Origin of the sequence: Cohnella herbarum (genome assembly GCF_012849095.1) — a bacterium.
GTDB classification, from domain to species: domain Bacteria; phylum Bacillota; class Bacilli; order Paenibacillales; family Paenibacillaceae; genus Cohnella; species Cohnella herbarum.
Window position 1 is genome coordinate 3,074,165 of record NZ_CP051680.1, and the last position, 16,664, is coordinate 3,090,828.

A 16,664-nucleotide genomic window follows, 5' to 3' on the forward strand; every position below is an offset into this window, starting at 1 on the left:
ACTTCAATCGTCTTCCGCCGCATCCCGCAAACGGAAATGGGGGCCACGCATGTGGCCCTACCTTTTCGCTTTGCCTTTCATTCTTTCTTACGCGGCGTTCCAATTATACCCGGTACTCTATTCCTTTTACTTGAGCTTGAACGATTGGAACGGAATCGGCGAGAAAACCTTTGTCGGCTTACGCAACTATGTCGACTTGTTAACGAAAGATCCGTTGTTCTACAAATCGCTCTGGAATACGCTGATCATGATGGCGATGTTCATACCGGTCACGCTGATTTTAGGCCTTCTTCTCGCCTACTGGACTTTTCAATTAACGAGAGGAAGAAAGTTTTTTCAAACGGTTAACGTTCTGCCTTACATTACGACACCGGTCGCCATCGGTTTTATTTTCTCGTACTTATTCGATTGGCAAACCGGCTTGATCAACCTCATCTTCGTGAAGCTAGGTTTAATGCAGGAAGGTTTTTATTGGCTCCAAGATCCTTGGACGTCGCGCGCGGTCATTGCCCTGATGGTCGTATGGCGCAATCTTGGCTATTTCATGGTAATTTTCATGGCAGGCATGACGGCTGTACCGCAAGACGTATACGAAGCGGCCAAAGTCGACGGCTCGACGGGATTCCATACTTTTCGTAACATCACGATGCCGTTGCTCAGAAACATCTCCGTTTTCTTGATCGTCACTTCAGTCATCAACGGCCTTCAATTGTTCGATGAACCTAAGCTGCTGTACGGCGGTTGGTCGGGATCGGTGCAAGTCGGCGGACCGGACAATACGGCGCTTACTGTCATATGGAAATTCGTGGACGAATCGTTCATTTCCAATACGCGCTTCGGATATGCTTCGGCAATCGCTTATACTTTGTTCGTATTGATCGTCTTTTTCTCCGTCATCAGCTACCGCCTAAGCGCGCAAAAGGAGGATAAGCGATGAAGCAGCTTATGTGGATTTGTCTCATTCTGATATCGATCTTGTCGCTGTTTCCTTTTTACATGATGATCGTCATGAGTACGTATTTCAATGAGGATTTGTTCAAAGGAATTCCGCTTCTTCCCAGCGACTATTTATTCGAGAACTTGAAGACGGTATTCAAATCCGACTTCCTGCGGGTATACGGCAATAGCTTGGTCGTGTCGATCACATCCGTCGCGCTCGCGCTGTTCACTAGCACGTTGATCGGTTACGCGATTGCCAAATTCAAATTCCGCGGCCGAAATTTTCTGCAGATTTTCGTTATCCTTACGATGATGGTGCCGACGCAGGTCGGATTGATCGGCTACATTATCGAAATGCGCCACATCGGCGTAGGAAACACTCTTTGGCCGATTATCTTCGTCTGGATGGCGTTCCCGTTCGGTGCGTTCTTCATGATCCAGTTCATGCGGGATGCGGTTCCGAACGATCTGCTCGAATGCGCGCGCATCGACGGCTGCTCGGAGCCGGGCATCTTGCTCCGCATCGTCCTTCCGATCATTAAGCCGGGGCTCGCGACGATGGCGACGATGGTGTTCCTGTGGTCGTGGAACAACTACTTGCTCCCTCTGGTCACGATCAACAAATCGGATTGGTTCACGCTGCCGCTGTTCATCTCCAATCTCGGAATGGTCCATCGCACGGACTACGCCGCCCGCATGGCCGCTCTCGCGATGACTACCGTCCCGGTGCTGATCTTGTTCATTTTGGGCTCCAGAACGTTCATGAAGGGCTTAACCGCCGGTGCTGTTAAGGGATAATGGGATTCGAGGGGAGCTGTTAACGGGAATGCGGTTGGGACCGTAGGTTACTGTTCATTGGAACGTTTGTGGTCTGTTTGCGGACTTGAGCACAACAACAGGCGTAGCCTCGGCCGCTACCTCGGGACTATTCAAATCTTCTTTTTCCAACTATACTATCTTCTATGAGACGAAGAACGTCCTTATCCCGCTTTCGCGGATAGGGGCGTTCTTTTTTATGCTTGAAAGGATTAACCTGAGTAATTTGACTGGTGTTGGTGTTGGTGTTGGTGTTGGTGTTGGTGTTGGTGTTGGTGTTGGTGTTGGTGTTGGTGTTGGTGTTGGTGTTGGTGTATTGCGTATAATTCTAAGGGGGTTAAATGATGGATTTTGAACAAGCTTACGCGGAGTTTATGCAAAATCATATTGGGCGAAGATCAGGTGAACGGAGAGGCCGGTTGATAAGTCGAAATTTTCACGGTGAGAAGCTATTTCTGCAGAATATATGGTGGGTTCTTAAAGGAAACTTGGATAATTTGCATCCTGAGTATGAAATTATGGATTGGCGCAGCAGATCCTATTTCGCCGATTTTGCTTGGAAAACACCTTGGAATTTCACCCTCTTATTCGAAATCAAAGGCTTTGCCAAGCACATTCGAGATATGGATAGAAACGGATTCGATAATGACTCAAATCGAGAACTGTTTCTACAAGGGATCGGTTATCGCCTCATCTCCTTGACGTATGACAACGTTGCAAACCGCCCGGAATTATGCACCACATTGCTTCGTTTATTTTTTAGCCAATTTCAAGATGTTCAAGTACCTGAGCAAGTCACTCAACTTGGCGAAAAGGAAGTCATCAAATTCGCACTTAGACTCGCCCGCCCATTTCGTCCGATCGATGTATCACGAAATTTTCAGATCAATTACAGAACAACCATGAGGATTATTCGGCAGCTATTAGCAAAGGGCTGGATTGTACCTGTCATTACCGGTAAAGGCGATAGAGTCGTATGGTATAGAGTCGCTGATGGGGCTATTCATTTTATTTGATAATATCCGATGTCGGTGCAGAAGTAGCTATTCCGGAGTAGCTAATTCAAGACAAACTCACCTAATACTACCGAGCTTAATGCATAAATGCGCTTTCTCGTTCAAGTACCAATGAACCATTGACTGGATAATGACTGTCCAGCTAATCTAAAATTCTACTCACTCCAGCCGACAGAAAATCTAAGTGTAAAAATTACATTTAGATTTGCCTAAATTCCTCGTTTCCACCATCTAAATGTAAAAGATACACTTAATTTGACTGAATTCGTGTTAAATCGAAATATTCGCCTGAACTAGTTGTATTTTTTACACTTAGTCATTCGAGCGAGAAAAACTCCACAAACTAGTTGTATTTTTTACACTTAGGTGTACGGGCGGCTGATTTACTGGGACTACTGGAGCTATTCGAGCTACTGAGGCTACTGGAGGCTACTGGAAGTTACTGGGACTACTGGAGCTACTGGGGCTACTGGAGCTACTGGAGCTACTGGAGCTACTGGAGCTACTGGAGCTACTGGAGCTACTGGAGCTACTGGGACTATTGGAGCTACTGAGGCTACTGGATTTACTGGAGCTAAAGAGGCTACTGGGACTACTGGAGCTACTCGAGCTACTCGAGCTACTTAGGCTACTGGATTTACTGGAGCTACTGAGGCTACTGGAGCTAAAGAGGCTGCTGGGACTACTGGAGCTACTGAGGCTAATGGAGCTAAAGAGGCTGCTGGGACTACTGGGACTACTGGAGCTACTGGAGCTACTGGAGCTACTCGAGCTACTTAGGCTACTGGAGCTACTGGATTTTACTGGGGCTACTGGAGCTACTGGAGCTACTGGATTTTACTGGGGCTACTGGAGTTACTGGAGCTAGTCGAGTTTTGCCAAGTTTGCCAAAGTTCCCCCAAACAAGAAACGCCCTCCCCGAAGGGAAGGCGGCGTTTCTTTGTATTACATGCCAAGCCATTGCTTGAACAGTTGCTTGGTCGTGTCTCTGTTCATCGCCGCGATGGAAGTCGTTAGCGGGATGCCTTTCGGACAGGAGCGAACGCAGTTCTGCGAGTTACCGCAGCCTTCGATGCCGCCTTCTTCCATCAGCGCGTCAAGACGCTCGTGAGCGTTCATTTCGCCCGTTGGATGGGCGTTGAACAAGCGAACTTGCGAGATCGACGCCGGGCCGATGAAGCTGTTCCTATCGTTGACGTTCGGGCAAGCCTCGAGGCAAACGCCGCAAGTCATGCACTTGGACAGCTCGTAAGCCCATTGGCGTTTCGATTCGGCCATGCGAGGACCCGGTCCAAGATCGTACGTACCGTCGATCGGAATCCAAGCTTTAACCTTCTTAAGCGCGTTGAACATCCGTTCGCGGTTGATGACCAAATCCCTTACGACAGGGAAAGTCGCCATCGGCTCCAAGCGAATCGGCTGCTCCAGCTTATCGATGAGCGAGCTGCACGCTTGGCGCGGCTTGCCGTTGATGACCATCGAGCAAGCTCCGCACACTTCTTCCAGACAGTTGGATTCCCAGCAGACCGGAGCGGTTTTCTCTCCGTTGGATTTAACGGGATTGCGCTGAATTTCCATCAACGCGCTAATGACGTTCATATTCGGGCGGTACGGAACTTCGAATTCCTCCGTGAATGGGGAGGCATCCGGACGTTCCCGTCGCGTAATGATGAACTTGACTTTACGACCCGTAGCCGTGGTCGCTTTCGTTGCAGTAGTAGCTTCCGCCATGACTTAGCCCTCCTTCTTCTTGTTGGTGGAGTAGTCGCGCTTCCGCGGCTTAATCAACGATACATCGACGTCCTCGTACGAAATCTGCGGACCTTCCGGCGTAAACGACGCTAAAGTCGTCTTCAAGAAGTTATCGTCGTCGCGTTCAGGGAAGTCCGGCTTATAGTGAGCTCCGCGGCTTTCGTCGCGTTGAAGCGCCCCTGCCGTCATCGCCTCGGCCAGCTCAAGCATGTTCCACAGCTGACGGGTAAACGCCGCTCCCGCGTTATTCCAATTCGCGGTATCGTTGATATTAATATTTTTGTAACGCTGTTTGAGTTCCTTGATCTTGCCGATGGTCTCTTCCAGCTTCTTGTTGTAACGGACGACGGTCATGTTGTTCGTCATCCATTCGCCGAGCTCTCTGCTCAATACATAAGCGTTTTCCTTGCCGTCCATTTTCAGGATCGACTCGAATTTGTTCGCTTGTTTTTTGCGCTCGTTCTCGAATACGCTCTCCGATACGTCCTCGGCCGATTTTTTCAATCCACGGATGTACTCGATCGCTTTCGGTCCGGTTACCATGCCGCCGAAGATCGCGGACAACAAGGAGTTCGCGCCGAGACGGTTCGCGCCGTGATATTGATAATCGCACTCTCCGCAAGCGAATAGCCCCGGAACGTTCGTCATTTGATTGTAATCGACCCACAAGCCGCCCATCGAATAGTGAACCGCCGGGAAGATCTGCATCGGAATTTTCCGCGGATCGTCTCCGGTGAACTTCTCGTAGATTTCGATAATTCCTCCAAGCTTAACGTCAAGCTCCTTCGGATCCTTATGCGAAAGATCGAGATAAACTCTGTTCTCGCCGTTGATGCCGAGATTCTGGTTTACGCACACGTCGAAGATTTCGCGAGTCGCGATATCCCGCGGAACGAGGTTACCGTATGCCGGATATTTTTCTTCGAGGAAGTACCAAGGCTTGCCGTCTTTATAGGTCCAGATCCGGCCGCCTTCTCCCCTTGCCGATTCGCTCATGAGACGGTTTTTGTCGTCGCCGGGAATCGCGGTCGGGTGAATCTGAATGAACTCCCCGTTCGCATAATGCACGCCTTGCTGATAAACCGCGCTCGCCGCCGTTCCCGTATTGATTACGGAGTTCGTCGTTTTGCCGAAAATAATCCCGGGACCGCCGGTGGCCAGAATGACCGCATCGCCGCGGAACGTGACCGATTCCATCGTGCGCAGATCTTGCGCGGAAATCCCGCGGCAAACTCCGTCGTCATCGATGACCGCTCCCGTAAATTCCCAATGCTCGAATTTCTGCACCAGTCCCGCGACTTCCCAACGCCGAACCTGCTCGTCCAGCGCGTACAACAGTTGCTGTCCCGTCGTAGCTCCGGCGAATGCCGTACGGTGATATTGCGTTCCTCCGAACCGGCGGAAATCGAGCAATCCTTCCGGGGTACGGCTGAACATTACGCCCATCCGGTCCATCAAGTGGATAATGCCGGGCGCCGCTTCGCACATTGCTTTAACCGGAGGTTGATTCGCGAGGAAGTCGCCTCCATACACCGTATCGTCAAAGTGCTCCCAAGGGGAATCGCCTTCGCCTTTTGTATTTACAGCTCCGTTAATACCGCCTTGCGCGCATACGGAGTGAGATCTTTTAACCGGTACCAGCGAGAATAGATCGACCCGAACTCCCGCTTCCGCCGCTTTAATCGTCGCCATTAATCCGGCAAGTCCGCCTCCGACGACAATTACTTTTTGAGTAGCCATAATTTGTTTCTCCTCCCTCTAACCGATCGAGACTGAACTTAACGCCGTTGCTGCAGCCGATGCGAACTCGTCGCCGCGGAATGCGAACAAGGACAACAAGAACAGTGCCGACAAGATTACGAAGATGACCATGCAAATATTAGAGGAAACTTTCTGAGCGCGCGGGCCAACCGTAATTCCCCAGCTCACCAAGAAAGCCCACAAACCGTTCGCGAAGTGGAACGTCGCGGCGATTACGCCGATGATGTAAGCCGTGAAGACGAGCGGGTCGCTAACGATTCCGTTCATGTGTTGACCCAGTTCTTCATGCGTAACGTTGCCGAGCGTAATCTGGAATCGGGTTTCGTAGAAATGCCATGCCACGAAAATAAACGTGATTACCCCCGTAATCCGTTGCAACGTGAACGCCCAGTTGCGGCCATAGCTGAATCGGCCCGTGTTAATGTTCGATTGATACGCGATGTACAGTCCGTATACCCCATGGAATAAAATGGGCAACCAGATAACGAACAATTCCAGCCAGAATACAAGAGGTACGCTGTTCAAGAAGTCGATGCTTTTCGTGAAGCCCTCCTGTCCGCCTTCGTAAGCGGAATAGTTCGTCAGCGCATGCTCGATAATGAACAATCCAAGCGGAATTACGCCAAGCAACGAATGAAGCTTTCTCGGTAAATAAGAATTACCTTTCATGTCTGTGTTCGATCTCCTTTCGCATCCGTGCTTCGACTTCAGATGACGAAGTTTCCATACGTCACCATTTTGTCACCGCTTTTAAGGTTACCCTATTTTCGCTTATAATGGAACTGCTTATTTAATATTAAAACTTATAACTAAAACGCATAAGAGGATGGTGTTCCCTGTGCTCGAAGATATGCGGCTATTCGCGACGATTGTAGAACAAACAAGCCTAAACAAAGCAGCGGAAAGATTAAACCTGTCGCAACCCGCCCTGTCCCGCCGTTTAGCCCGGCTTGAATCGGAGCTTGAGGTCGACCTGTTCCGAAGAATCGGCAAGCGACTCGAACTAACGGCAGCCGGACAAGTCACTTACGAATTCGCGCTTGAGTTACGACAATTCCACGGCAGCTATTTACAGAAACTGAACGCTTTCAAATCGTCGGAAGCGCACGTAGCTACGATCGGAGCCAGCTTGACGACTCTCCAGACGACGCTGCCCGATCTTATTACCGCAATTACCGAGAAGCACCCTAATCTTGAGATTAAAGCCGTCACGGGCAAGTCGCACGAAATCGCCACGCTCGTTAAAGAACGCAAAGTCGATTTCGGAATCGTAGCCTCGTCCGTCATCTACGATCCCGCTATTACCAGTTTACCCTTGTTTGAAGATCATCTTATCCTCGTCCTTCCGAGAACGCATATTATATTAGAAAGAACGCAATTGGAAATGTCCGATCTCGACGGCCTTCCGATGATTCTTTTTGCGCCGGGAACGTGGTACCGAACTCTGACAGACGAATTATTAAAAAAATATAACCTTAAGCCGGATGTCCGGATGGAAATCGACTCTTTCGAGGCCATTATTCGGTTATTATCCGCTTGCCGCGCGGGCACTTTGCTTCCTAAATCTTACCTGCGCGAGCAAGTTCTCATCGATAACGATTTATACCTCGTGCGCATCAAAGAGCTTGAGGGGACTAAGCGGACGACGTCTCTCATTCACGGCGACCCGGTCTGGCTCGCTCCTTCGACGCGCTATTTGATCGAGGAAACGACCGCCTATTTCGACCGCGGGGCAAACCGTCTCAAAGAATCTTAATCTAACGAAAAAATCGGTCCGACTCCTGATTTTTCCTGTTTTAACCGCCTGCTCGCTATGGTACCTTTTACAGGTAGTTGGGGCGCCCTTCTTAGGAACGCAACAACAAAACATTCCGGCCAAAACCGTCAGGTGCGGGGGGACAAGTATTAAAAGCACATACTCGAAACGAACCTATACATGTGCAGGGGTGAAGCGCAATCGCGCAGGGCTGATCTCCCAGTCCGAATCCGACAGCTAACCTCGCCGGCCCATCTCTAGGAGGATATACGTAATGAAACACGGTTTGAAAAAATTGAGCATACGATCTTCAGCGCTTCTTCTTGGAGCGGCATTGGCACTACCGGGACTGACAGCACACGCGGCAACGACTCACACCGCTAAAAATTCCGATACGTTTTGGAAGCTTTCAACCCAATACAAAGTGCCGCTTCAGAAATTGATGAACGCGAACCCTTCCGTCGATCCTTTGAATATCTACACCGGATTAAAGCTTGTGATCCCGAGCAGCACGGCCAACTCCGGGAGCGCTTCCAAGGCGACAGCCGCTGCCGACTCGAGCAAGCCCGTCCAAATGCAATCGACGTCGACCGCGGAGTCGCTCGCTTACTCCAAAATTATCGACATTAAAGCTTCGGCTTATTCGGCTGCTGCCGAGGAGAACGGCGGATGGGGGGCTGTCGATTATTTCGGCAATCCGCTTAAGCTCGGAACGATAGCCGTGGACCCGAAAGTCATCGCCTTCGGAACGAGAGTATACATTGAAGGATACGATTTCAATGGCTTGCCTCAGGGAGGCATGTACGCGCGGGCATTGGATGCGGGTGGCGCGATCAAGGGCAAACGAATCGATATTTTCGTTCCGGGTTCCCGTTCTTTCGTCTCGAGTTTCGGTTTTCAGAACGTCAAAGTCTACATTTTAGAATAGTTCCGGCCATTCGAATATCGCGCGCTATAAATAAACCTAGGCTCCGATTGCGGACCCTAGGTTTATTTAATCCGTTCACTCCGCAACCATACAATTCGTAAGCTGCCTACCTGACCGATTTCCACGGTCGGGTACGATTTTACTGCCCTTTTCTGCGTTCGGGAATATCCAGCAGATCGGTTAAAGTCACGGGCTCGTAATGATTCGCGCGCAACCAGTCGATAATTTGCGGAAGCGCCTTGACCGTACCGGACAAGCTCTGTCCTTGTCCGCCTCCGGCATGCATCAGCACGACGGAACCCGGCCGTACCGAGCGGGTGACGTTCCGAAACACCTGATCCGAGCTTAACTGTCGCCAATCCGATGAATCCACATCCCAATTCACTACCGTATATCCTCTTTTTTTCGCCCAGTCCAGATGTTTTGGTAAAATCTCCCCGTATGGAGGACGCACTAGCCTTGGTTTAAACCCGACGATCCCCTCGATCACGTGCTCCGCTCGTTCGATCTGCTCTTGCACCTTCGCGAAGTTCAGCTTAGAGAAATTAGGGTGGCTATACGAATGATTACCTAGGTTATGGCCCTCCCGGTGGATTCGTTTGACTAAATCCGGATGTTTCGAGCTGCGGGTTCCTACGACGAAGAAAGTCGCATGAACCTTCTTGGCTTTCAGGACGTCCAGAACCTGCGGCGTGAACCGGGGGTCCGGCACGTCGTCGAACGTTAACGCGACTTTGCGCGAACCCCGGGACGCGGACAATACGAACACGCCTTCATACTTGCGTTCATATTCGGACCAATGATTGCCGGACGGCTTAACCTGCGTTGTTCCAGCTGCATAAGCGGCATGCGCACCAGTACAATCCCCCAACAAAGACAAAAGGGTGACGGCGCTTACCAGCGCCATCACCACCGATCTAAAGCGCGACATCGTCATCTCGCCAATCCCCCCATAACCGCTCATTCTAACTATATCCTGAACGAATGGGATGGATTTCATTCAACTCTCGCTAATAACTTTTCCAGCCGGCTATTGTCCGATCGACTCTTGGAATTGCTCGATCTGATCATTCGTGCCGATAACGACCATCACGTCGTCCTTCGATAAGGTATCCTTCGCCACGGGAGCGATGATGATCCCCTTCGGTTTGTTGATAGCCACGATGCTGCAACCGAATCTCCCCCTCGGGTTCACATCGTCCAGCGACTTGCCCGACAGGCATTCCGGAACCGCAAGCTCCGCTATCGTATATTGCTTGGACAGCTCGATATAATCCAACAAGTTCGGCGAAACGAGCTGATGGGCCACGCGAACCCCCATATCCCGTTCCGGATAGATAATCCTGTCCACGCCGACCCGCTCCAATACGCGGCCGTGCAGATCGGATACCGCTTTCGCCACGACCTTCTTGACGCCGAGATCCTTCAACAGAATCGTTGCCAGTATACTCGCCTGTATATCGTCCCCGATCGCCACGACGCCGCAATCGAAGTTCCGGGCGCCGATCGAACGCAGCACCTCTTCCTCCGTAGCGTCCGCAACGACCGCGTGCGTAAGAATGTTGGACAGTTCTTGTACTTTCTCTTCGTCGCGGTCCACGCCAAGCACTTCATAACCTAATTTGATCAACTCCGCGCCTAAACTCGATCCGAACCGTCCCAACCCTATAATAACGAATTGATTCATCTTCATGATATTTCCGTCCTCTACCCGATAATAATTTTACCTTCCGCATGACGATACAAGGCCCGCCCTTGCTTTCGTCCAAGCGCATATGTCAAAGTCAGCGGACCTAACCGCCCCATAAACATCATAAGGATAATGATGATTTTTCCAGCGACGGTCAAATCTCCGGTTAGACCCATCGATAAGCCGACCGTACCGAACGCGGAAGTTACTTCGAACAAGATCATGAGGAATTGGTGATCTTCCGTCGTCGACAAGATCATCGTCGCCACGATGACGAGACCGAACGCGAATAACGTAACGGTTAACGCCTTGTACACCCGTTCCTGAGCCAACCTCATTTTGAACAATACGACATCTTCTTTACCTCTGACCATCGCAACGACGGCTCCGACAAGCGCCGTAAAAGTCGTCGTCTTGATTCCTCCGCCAGTAGAACCGGGAGAAGCCCCGATGAACATGAGGATAATGATGATAAACTGCGTCGCTTGCCGTAAGCCCGCAATATCCACAGAGTTAACGCCGGCCGTCCTCGGAGACACCGACTGCATGAAAGCGGCCAGCAGCTTCTCTCCGAAGCCGAGAGGAGCGAACGTTTTGCCGTTCGTGTACTCGAAGATGAGAATAAGCGCCGCTCCCGTTACGATCAGAATACCGGACATGCTGAGCACGACTTTGGAATGAAGCGATAATTTACGTTTCATATTACGAAAGTCGACCAAGTCCGATAAGACGACGAAACCGAGTCCGCCTAGAATGATCAACAGCATCGTTACGATATTAACCAAAGGATCTCCTACATAATCTACGAGACTCCGATAGTCCCCCATAATGTCGAACCCCGCATTGTTGAAGAAAGACACCGCATGAAACGCGCCTTTATACATGGCCTCTCCAACGGGCATATCGAACAGGAAACGCGCAGTGAACAGAATTGCTCCGACAAGCTCGATCGTTAAAGCGTAAACGACTACCTTACGGACTAAACGTATGATGCCTTCGATACTCGTCTGGTTTAACGATTCTTGCAGAACAAGCCTTTCCTTCAGTGAAATCCGGCGTTTAAGAATAATCGCGAACAACGTTGCCATCGTCATAAATCCTAATCCGCCGACCTGTATCATAGTCAATATGATGAGTTGACCGGCCGTTGTCCAGTACGTCCCGGTGTCGACCACGACAAGTCCGGTGACGCAGGTCGCCGACGTTGCCGTAAACAGCGCATCGATGAACCGGGGAGCGGAGTCTTGGGTGTGCGAGAAGGGCAGCATCAGCAATCCCGCGCCGAGCAATATAATCATTGCGAATCCCAACACGAGAAGTCTGGGCGGGGAAGCTATGAGCGAACTAAACCATTTCCGTACCACATCGACCACCCCGTCATCCGATAATGATTTTACCTTCCGCATGACGGTAAAGTACGCGACCCGGTTTCGGACCTAGGGCGTACGTCAAGGTCAGCGGACCTAAGCGGCCAATGAACATGAGGAATATGATCGTTAATTTCCCTGCTAACGTTAAGTCACCGGTAAGACCCATCGATAAACCGACCGTACCGAATGCCGAAGTCGCTTCGAACAAAATTTTCAGGAATGCCGCGTCTTCCGTCGTGGAAAGCACTAGCGTGCCTAACAATACGATTCCGATACAGAACAGCGTTACCGTTACGGCCTTGTATACACGTTCTTGCGCCAATCGAAGACGGAACAATACGACGTCTTCTTTCCCCCGAATCATAGCGAGCACGGCACCTACCAGCACGGCGAAAGTCGTCGTCTTGATTCCTCCGCCCGTAGAGCCCGGGGAAGCGCCGATAAACATCAAGATAATAATGAAAAATTGCGTCGCTTGACGAAACTCGGTAATATCTACCGTCGTAACTCCCCCGGACCGCGTCGTCACGGATTGGAAGAACGACATAAGCACTTTCTGTCCGAACCCTTCCTCCCCGATCGACCGACTGTTCGTAAATTCGAAGATCAGAATGATCAACGCCCCAACTACGATCAATGCGGCCGACACGCTAAGAACGACCTTCGTATGTAAGGAGAATTTCCATTTCTTCTTCCAGTCGAACAAATCCGCAAGGACGATAAAGCCGAAACCGCCGAGAATAATCAATCCCATCGAAACGATATTCATATAGAGATCGGATGAGTATTTGGAGAAACTGGTAAAGTCGCCCGACAAGTCGAAACCGGCATTATTGAAAATTGAAATCGAATGGAATACTCCATGATACATCGCGCGCCCTAAGGGCATATCGATCGAGAAACGGATCGTATACAATATCGCGCCTACCGTCTCAAGGGCCAAGGCATAAAATATTACTTTTCGGACAAGCCTAACGAGTCCTTCGATGCTGCCTTGATTAAGCGATTCTTGCAAAATAAGTCTTTCCTTAAGCGAAATCCTTCTTCTCAGGATCAGCGCGAACAACGTTGCCATCGTCATAAAGCCGATTCCGCCGATTTGGATAAGCAGCAGAATGACCCAATGCCCGAACGTGGAAAAGTAAGCTCCGGTATCGAATAAGACTAATCCCGTTACGCAAGTCGCTGACGTGGAAGTAAACAAGGCGTCAATGAAAGACATCGTTTGTCCGCTAACGGAAGAAATAGGCAAACTTAACAGCAGCGCGCCAAGGAAAATAATGAAGGAAAATCCTAACAACAATGTTCTCGGCGGCGATGCGCTGAACCATCGAACGGCTTTCTTAATCAAAGAAGTCACCTCATACGGATATTCAAGGTCATGCATAGGGCAAGGCGGTTATTGCGAAAAATACGCGGGCTGTGCGCAACAAAAAAAGCACTGGATTCCCAGTGCTTGATCGATCGCACGCGAGTCCTGTTCGTCATATAGCCTACGAGGTTAGCTGTCGGATTCGGGCTCGAACAGGCCGCCCTATCTACCGCACTTATCGCGCGGATGGAATTCACCCCGGGTTCGTCGAATACAATTAAACTTGTACCCATGAACGGTTGGTTCCCCCGTTTTCTTCTTTAAGAAATTCGGCTAGCTATTTAGTTGGTTGAAGGGTTCAAAAAGTCGGGTTTTCAGAACGTACCATCGAATTATATTCTTTCCGACAAAGGGGGACAACGTCTAAATGAGCCCAAACCGACCCGTTTGAACGATTTTTACGATGGCTTCCGCATGGTTATGCCCCCGGACAGTGATTATCGTTCTCTTTGCTTTCATTTTCATCGAAAATGAGAGATACTTGATGAAAACCACGGCGTTTACTAGCTTTAAGGTGCTGTATGCGTTTACTTGAGCCTTTATTGCACTTAGGAGGTATGCGATTTGACTGGATTTGCTCCATCCTCGATGGATAAGCGATGGATTTGGACTGCCACGATCGGTATGATTATTTTTTTGTTCATTCAAGTATTCCCCGTAACGGGGCAATTGTTTGCAACCGATGTTCAAAATGTGATGACGAGATCCCAAGCCGAAGCGAAAGCGCTGAACTGGGCGGAGGAAAAATTCGGTATTCCATCGGATCAGTTGCAGAAAACGACGGTTACGCATCTGACCAATAGCGATGCCACCGGTTACTTTTCCAAAAACGATTTTTTTACCGACTACGACAAACAATGGTCCTCGGGTACTCCTACCGATACATACGCGGTTGAACTGCATCTTCGCGAAGATATCGGCAGACTTCTGCTATTCCTGAACATGGAAACCGGGAGTTTGGTCGCATGGGAGCACTATGGCGATAAGCCTGCTCAATCGATCGAGTCCGCCGGAGACAAGGAGAGCGGAACTCAGCTTGCGGCAAAAGCGTTACAATACGCGTCATTCTGGGGCGTTAATCCCGAAGAGTGGAAGTGGGACGATCAACCGGTCAAGTACGGAACTCTTAAGTTCGTTTCAACAAAAGGCGACATCGGTGAAGCCAAATTATGGCTTAAAGTCGACATGCCGCCAGGATATAGCGCTCTGCACTCGTCCTTCCCCGAATGGCGAGGCGGGTCAGCAACTTATGGCGTAGATCTCCCCTCGTCTTTCCTCGATTATATCGAGAACCAAGAAAAGTGGTCGATCAATCTTTCCATGTTCGGATTTTTCCTGCCTCAGATCATCCTGTTCATCCTTGCCATCGTGTACACGGGAACCCATGGCGGCCATACTTCCTACCGTAGGGGCATCTTCCTGTCGATCGCGTTCTTCGTGCTCCATGCTGGCTTAACATTTAACAGGATTCCTGGTTTGCGCGCAGAATCTTGGGACGCCGGCGCAAGTATCGGGGATAATGTTAACCTCATCGTCAACCTGGTTACGTTTGCGGCCATGGCCTTGCTGACTTACTTCTCCGCGGTCGGGGGGGACGGCTTGTGGAAATCGATGGGACGTTCCTTATGGCCGAGATGGAAAGAGCCCGGTTACGGAGCTGCGATACTGAAGAGCGTGAGAGAAGGGTATTTCCTCGCCTTTATCCTGCTCGGGGCGCAATCGCTCATCTTGCTTATTCTCGAACAAACCTTAGGCTCGTTCGCTTCCTCGGACGCGACGCAATCGATGTACAATATGAGCATTCCTTTGCTTCTTCCCCTACTGGCTTGGTGCGCCGGTATTTCGGAGGAGTTGCAAAGCCGGTTGTTCGGGATCGGCGTATTCCGCAATTGGTTTGTTGCCGGTGCGAGGAAGTTGCTTGGCCGCGAACCATCGAACAAAACCGCGGTCGTTCTGACGACGATTGCCATCGTTCCTCCGGGTTTGATCTGGGCGCTCGGTCATGTCGGATACGCGATTTTTCCTGTCTATACGCGCATTATCGAGCTTGTGCTGATGTCCTTTCTATTCGGTTGGTTCATGCTGCGCTTCGGCATTATGACCGTCATTTTCGCCCACGTCACGTTGGACGCGATTCTAATGGGCATGCAAATGATGTTCGACGGTTTGCCGTGGGATTTCGCCGGCGGCGTGTTCAGTCTTGTCATGCCCGGTCTCGTCGGCATCGTCATATGGTGGCTTCATAGGGCAATTCGATCGCGAAAAGAAACCGGCCGCCCTTATGCTTGAGGTATGCTTGACCTCCATGCATCTCTACGATGCTACGAGTGATCGACAAGCCTAGACCCGCTCCTCCTTCGAGGTTCATATTCGTTCTGGAGTCGTCTGCTTTATAGAACCGGTCGAAAAGATGCTCCTCTTGCTCCTTCGTAATTAACGCACCTTCGTTTTCGATCGAAATGGTTACATGATCACTCCGAACTGCCAATGAAACCCGGATGATTCCGGGTTTCAACGAAAATTTCAACGCGTTCATAAGCAAATTATCGATCGCTCTCCTGATTTGTTCGGGATCTACTTCCAGGAATAAGGAGCGTTCGGTGAGGCGCGCATCGAACGAGATTTCGTTTTCTTTGGCGAGAGGCTCGATTTCCACAAGCATTTGATTGAGCATCTCCCGAAGATCGATCGTCTGCAGCTCGAGCTTATTATCGCTTTGCGTTAGGCGAGTGTACTCGAACAGTTCATCTATGAGCGTCTTTAATTGCTGCGCTTTATTATGGGTGTTTCCGATAAAACGTTCGTACTCGGCTTCATCCCGATAAGACTTCTCTTTCAGCAGCTCCAAATAACCGATGATGCTCGTAAGCGGCGTTCTAAGATCGTGGGATACGCCGGTGATCAACTCCATTTTCGACTTCTCGACTTGGCGTTCTTTCTCGATCAAGGTTTCGAGCTTCTCGGCCATCGCATTGATATGCTCGGCTACCGTGCCTAGCTCGTCTTGCCTGATAACGGGGATTCTGTATTGAAGATTGCCGCCCGAGATCACGGTCAAACCTTCGGACAACTTCTGCATATATTTCATCGTATGTCGCGTGTACAGGACAAAGGATATTGCAAAAGTACCGATAAACGCGATCATCGATATGGGAATATCGAACAACAGACCTACAGGGATCGATATGGATACCAAAGAGCCGGTAAAGAAACTGGCCAAGAACGTCCATATCATTTGAAAACGAAGGCTCCTCCGGCCGGATA

At 50.2% G+C, this 16,664-nt stretch carries 16 protein-coding genes and 2 riboswitches; of the genes, 8 read left to right on the forward strand and 8 right to left on the reverse strand.

Annotated features, from left to right (window positions below; translation table 11 throughout):
• Positions 1 to 49 precede the first annotated feature (49 nt).
• The 5 genes from HH215_RS13575 (at position 50) to HH215_RS36060 (ending at position 3,639) form a co-directional block, all read left to right on the forward strand.
• On the forward strand, positions 50 to 937 hold the full coding sequence (locus HH215_RS13575) for a carbohydrate ABC transporter permease (protein ID WP_169280404.1): 888 nt from the start codon (positions 50 to 52) through the stop codon (positions 935 to 937).
• Positions 934 to 1,737, forward strand: a complete 804-nt coding sequence (locus HH215_RS13580; protein ID WP_169280405.1) for a carbohydrate ABC transporter permease — start codon at positions 934 to 936, stop codon at positions 1,735 to 1,737. The genes HH215_RS13575 and HH215_RS13580 overlap by 4 nt, the downstream gene beginning before the upstream one ends.
• 217 nt (positions 1,738 to 1,954) lie before the next feature.
• Complete coding sequence (locus HH215_RS36055) at positions 1,955 to 2,110, forward strand: hypothetical protein (RefSeq protein WP_169280406.1); 156 nt, start codon at positions 1,955 to 1,957, stop codon at positions 2,108 to 2,110.
• Positions 2,097 to 2,771, forward strand: a complete 675-nt coding sequence (locus HH215_RS13590; RefSeq protein ID WP_169280407.1) for a hypothetical protein — start codon at positions 2,097 to 2,099, stop codon at positions 2,769 to 2,771. Before HH215_RS36055 ends, HH215_RS13590 begins: the two co-directional genes overlap by 14 nt.
• A gap of 541 nt (positions 2,772 to 3,312) precedes the next feature.
• Positions 3,313 to 3,639, forward strand: coding sequence for a hypothetical protein (locus HH215_RS36060; RefSeq protein ID WP_217362293.1), 327 nt, complete (start codon positions 3,313 to 3,315; stop codon positions 3,637 to 3,639).
• Positions 3,640 to 3,716: 77 nt separating this feature from the next.
• Here the strand turns inward: HH215_RS36060 and sdhB are convergent, their stop codons facing one another.
• From sdhB to HH215_RS13610, 3 genes are read right to left on the reverse strand one after another with little or no spacing between them, the layout of a single operon-like run.
• Positions 3,717 to 4,502 (reverse strand): succinate dehydrogenase iron-sulfur subunit, encoded by a 786-nt coding sequence (gene sdhB / locus HH215_RS13600; RefSeq protein ID WP_169280408.1) that lies wholly within the window; start codon positions 4,500 to 4,502, stop codon positions 3,717 to 3,719.
• 3 nt (positions 4,503 to 4,505) lie between these two features.
• Positions 4,506 to 6,263 carry a succinate dehydrogenase flavoprotein subunit gene (sdhA, locus tag HH215_RS13605; RefSeq protein WP_169280409.1) on the reverse strand — a complete coding sequence of 586 codons (1,758 nt, stop codon included), beginning with the start codon at positions 6,261 to 6,263 and terminating at the stop codon, positions 4,506 to 4,508.
• Between the two features lie 18 nt (positions 6,264 to 6,281).
• Positions 6,282 to 6,953: a succinate dehydrogenase cytochrome b558 subunit gene (locus HH215_RS13610; RefSeq protein ID WP_169280410.1), complete on the reverse strand. Its 672-nt coding sequence runs from the start codon at positions 6,951 to 6,953 to the stop codon at positions 6,282 to 6,284.
• A 169-nt stretch (positions 6,954 to 7,122) separates the two neighbouring features.
• On the opposite strand from HH215_RS13610, the gene HH215_RS13615 reads away from it, so the two are divergent.
• Both HH215_RS13615 and HH215_RS13620 read left to right on the forward strand, forming a co-directional pair.
• Positions 7,123 to 8,040 carry a LysR substrate-binding domain-containing protein gene (locus tag HH215_RS13615; protein WP_169280411.1) on the forward strand — a complete coding sequence of 306 codons (918 nt, stop codon included), beginning with the start codon at positions 7,123 to 7,125 and terminating at the stop codon, positions 8,038 to 8,040.
• A gap of 107 nt (positions 8,041 to 8,147) precedes the next feature.
• Positions 8,148 to 8,309: riboswitch (cyclic di-AMP (ydaO/yuaA leader) on the forward strand.
• 5 nt (positions 8,310 to 8,314) lie between these two features.
• A complete protein-coding gene (locus HH215_RS13620; RefSeq protein ID WP_169280412.1) occupies positions 8,315 to 8,968 on the forward strand; it encodes a 3D domain-containing protein in 654 nt (217 codons plus the stop codon).
• A gap of 139 nt (positions 8,969 to 9,107) precedes the next feature.
• Here HH215_RS13620 and HH215_RS13625 read toward each other — a convergent pair whose 3' ends face one another.
• The 4 genes from HH215_RS13625 to HH215_RS13640 form a co-directional block, all read right to left on the reverse strand.
• The gene (locus tag HH215_RS13625; RefSeq protein ID WP_254450472.1) at positions 9,108 to 9,932 is read right to left on the reverse strand and encodes a polysaccharide deacetylase family protein; all 825 of its coding nucleotides are present in this window, start codon (positions 9,930 to 9,932) and stop codon (positions 9,108 to 9,110) included.
• A gap of 66 nt (positions 9,933 to 9,998) precedes the next feature.
• Positions 9,999 to 10,661, reverse strand: coding sequence for a potassium channel family protein (locus tag HH215_RS13630; RefSeq protein WP_169280413.1), 663 nt, complete (start codon positions 10,659 to 10,661; stop codon positions 9,999 to 10,001).
• Between the two features lie 14 nt (positions 10,662 to 10,675).
• Positions 10,676 to 12,022, reverse strand: a complete 1,347-nt coding sequence (locus tag HH215_RS13635) for a TrkH family potassium uptake protein (RefSeq protein WP_375140498.1) — start codon at positions 12,020 to 12,022, stop codon at positions 10,676 to 10,678.
• A 13-nt stretch (positions 12,023 to 12,035) separates the two neighbouring features.
• Complete coding sequence (locus HH215_RS13640) at positions 12,036 to 13,376, reverse strand: TrkH family potassium uptake protein (protein ID WP_254450574.1); 1,341 nt, start codon at positions 13,374 to 13,376, stop codon at positions 12,036 to 12,038.
• Positions 13,377 to 13,503: 127 nt separating this feature from the next.
• Positions 13,504 to 13,685, reverse strand: a riboswitch (cyclic di-AMP (ydaO/yuaA leader).
• A 279-nt stretch (positions 13,686 to 13,964) separates the two neighbouring features.
• On the opposite strand from HH215_RS13640, the gene HH215_RS13645 reads away from it, so the two are divergent.
• A complete protein-coding gene (locus HH215_RS13645; protein ID WP_169280416.1) occupies positions 13,965 to 15,689 on the forward strand; it encodes a CPBP family intramembrane glutamic endopeptidase in 1,725 nt (574 codons plus the stop codon).
• Here the strand turns inward: HH215_RS13645 and HH215_RS13650 are convergent.
• The gene (locus tag HH215_RS13650) at positions 15,628 to 16,635 is read right to left on the reverse strand and encodes a sensor histidine kinase (protein ID WP_254450473.1); all 1,008 of its coding nucleotides are present in this window, start codon (positions 16,633 to 16,635) and stop codon (positions 15,628 to 15,630) included. The genes HH215_RS13645 and HH215_RS13650 overlap by 62 nt on opposite strands.
• Between the last annotated feature and the right edge of the window lie 29 nt (positions 16,636 to 16,664).